The 3,001-nt window shown below is 51.0% G+C and carries 1 rRNA gene; it reads right to left on the bottom strand.

Annotated elements, in window-relative coordinates:
- Positions 1-41: 41 nt before the first annotated feature.
- Positions 42-2,970 (bottom strand): 23S ribosomal RNA (locus tag C7437_RS16645).
- Between the last annotated feature and the right edge of the window lie 31 nt (positions 2,971-3,001).

Below are 3,001 nucleotides of genomic sequence, written 5' to 3' on the forward strand. Positions count from 1 at the left end.
TCAAAACTGGATAAAAGACATTGATTTTACGTATTCATTATTTGGTTAAGTCCTCGATCGATTAGTATTCGTCAGCTGCACGTGTCGCCACGCTTCCACCTCGAACCTATCTACCTCATCGTCTTTGAGGGATCTTACTTACTTGCGTAATGGGAAATCTCATCTTGAGGGGGGCTTCGTGCTTAGATGCTTTCAGCACTTATCCCGTCCACACATAGCTACCCAGCGATGCTCTTGGCAGAACAACTGGTACACCAGCGGTGTGTCCATCCCGGTCCTCTCGTACTAAGGACAGCTCCTCTCAAATTTCCTACGCCCACGACGGATAGGGACCGAACTGTCTCACGACGTTCTGAACCCAGCTCGCGTACCGCTTTAATGGGCGAACAGCCCAACCCTTGGGACCGACTACAGCCCCAGGATGCGATGAGCCGACATCGAGGTGCCAAACCTCCCCGTCGATGTGGACTCTTGGGGGAGATAAGCCTGTTATCCCCGGGGTAGCTTTTATCCGTTGAGCGATGGCCCTTCCATGCGGAACCACCGGATCACTAAGCCCGTCTTTCGACCCTGCTCGACTTGTAGGTCTCGCAGTCAAGCTCCCTTATGCCTTTACACTCTTCGAATGATTTCCAACCATTCTGAGGGAACCTTTGGGCGCCTCCGTTACACTTTAGGAGGCGACCGCCCCAGTCAAACTACCCGCCTGACACTGTCTCCTACCCGGGTTACGGGTATGGGTTAGAATTTCAATACAACCAGGGCAGTATCCCACCGACGCCTCCTCCGAAGCTGGCGCTCCGGGCTCTAAGGCTCCTGCCTATCCTGTACAAGTTGCACCAAAATTCAATATCAAGCTATAGTAAAGCTCCACGGGGTCTTTCCGTCCTGTCGCGGGTAACCTGCATCTTCACAGGTACTATAATTTCACCGAGTCTCTCGTTGAGACAGTGCCCAGATCGTTACGCCTTTCGTGCGGGTCGGAACTTACCCGACAAGGAATTTCGCTACCTTAGGACCGTTATAGTTACGGCCGCCGTTTACTGGGGCTTCAATTCGCACCTTCGCTTGCGCTAAGCACTCCTCTTAACCTTCCAGCACCGGGCAGGCGTCAGCCCATATACTTCACCTTACGGTTTTGCATAGACCTGTGTTTTTGCTAAACAGTCGCCTGGGCCTATTCACTGCGGCTCTTCTAGGCTATACACCCAAAAGAGCACCCCTTCTCCCGAAGTTACGGGGTCATTTTGCCGAGTTCCTTAACGAGAGTTCTCTCGCTCACCTTAGGATTCTCTCCTCGACTACCTGTGTCGGTTTGCGGTACGGGCACCTATCACCTCGCTAGAGGCTTTTCTTGGCAGTGTGAAATCAGGAACTTCGGACATACGTCCTCGCCATCACAGCTCAATGTTAAAGAATGCGGATTTGCCTACATTCACACCTTACTGCTTAGACATGCATAACCAACAGCATGCTTACCCTATCCTTCTGCGTCCCCCCATTGCTCAAACGGTGGTTTGGTGGTACAGGAATATCAACCTGTTATCCATCGTCTACGCCTATCGGCCTCGACTTAGGTCCCGACTAACCCTGAGCGGACGAGCCTTCCTCAGGAAACCTTAGTCATACGGTGGATGGGATTCTCACCCATCTTTCGTTACTCATACCGGCATTCTCACTTCTAAGCGCTCCACCAGTCCTTACGGTCTGACTTCGACGCCCTTAGAACGCTCTCCTACCACTGATACCATAGGTATCAATCCACAGCTTCGGTGATTTGTTTAGCCCCGATACATTTTCGGCGCAGCGTCACTCGACCAGTGAGCTATTACGCACTCTTTAAATGATGGCTGCTTCTGAGCCAACATCCTGGTTGTCTAAGCAACGCCACATCCTTTTCCACTTAACAAATACTTTGGGACCTTAGCTGGTGGTCTGGGCTGTTTCCCTCTTGACTACGGATCTTATCACTCGCAGTCTGACTCCCAAACATAAATCATTGGCATTCGGAGTTTGTCTGAATTCGGTAACCCGGGATGGGCCCCTAGTCCAAACAGTGCTCTACCTCCAAGATTCTAACGTTTGAGGCTAGCCCTAAAGCTATTTCGGAGAGAACCAGCTATCTCCAGGTTCGATTGGAATTTCTCCGCTACCCACACCTCATCCCCGCACTTTTCAACGTGCGTGGGTTCGGACCTCCAGTAAGTGTTACCTTACCTTCATCCTGGACATGGGTAGATCACCTGGTTTCGGGTCTACGACCACATACTCATTCGCCCTATTCAGACTCGCTTTCGCTGCGGCTCCGCCTTCTCAGCTTAACCTTGCATGGGATCGTAACTCGCCGGTTCATTCTACAAAAGGCACGCTATCACCCATTAACGGGCTCTAACTACTTGTAGGCACACGGTTTCAGGATCTATTTCACTCCCCTTCCGGGGTGCTTTTCACCTTTCCCTCACGGTACTGGTTCACTATCGGTCACTAGGGAGTATTTAGCCTTGGGAGATGGTCCTCCCGGATTCCGACGGAATTTCACGTGTTCCGCCGTACTCAGGATACACTCAGGAGAGAATGAATTTTGGACTACGGGGCTTTTACCCTATCTTGCGGACCTTTCCAGATCGCTTCGTCTAACTCATTCCTTTGTAACTCCGTGTTGAGTGTCCTACAACCCCAAGAGGCAAGCCTCTTGGTTTGGGCTATTCCCGTTTCGCTCGCCGCTACTCAGGGAATCGATGTTTCTTTCTCTTCCTCCAGGTACTTAGATGTTTCAGTTCCCTGGGTGTGCCACAGATACGCTATGTATTCACGTAAATGTACTGCTCCATTACGAACAGTGGGTTTCCCCATTCGGAAATCTCCGGATCAAAGCTCACTTACAGCTCCCCGAAGCATATCGGTGTTAGTACCGTCCTTCTTCGGCTCCTAGTGCCAAGGCATTCACCGTGCGCCCTTATTAACTTAACCTAATTGGTTTTCAATCGAATACACATTACTG

It is taken from the genome of Psychrobacillus insolitus (assembly GCF_003254155.1).
Lineage (GTDB): Bacteria > Bacillota > Bacilli > Bacillales_A > Planococcaceae > Psychrobacillus > Psychrobacillus insolitus.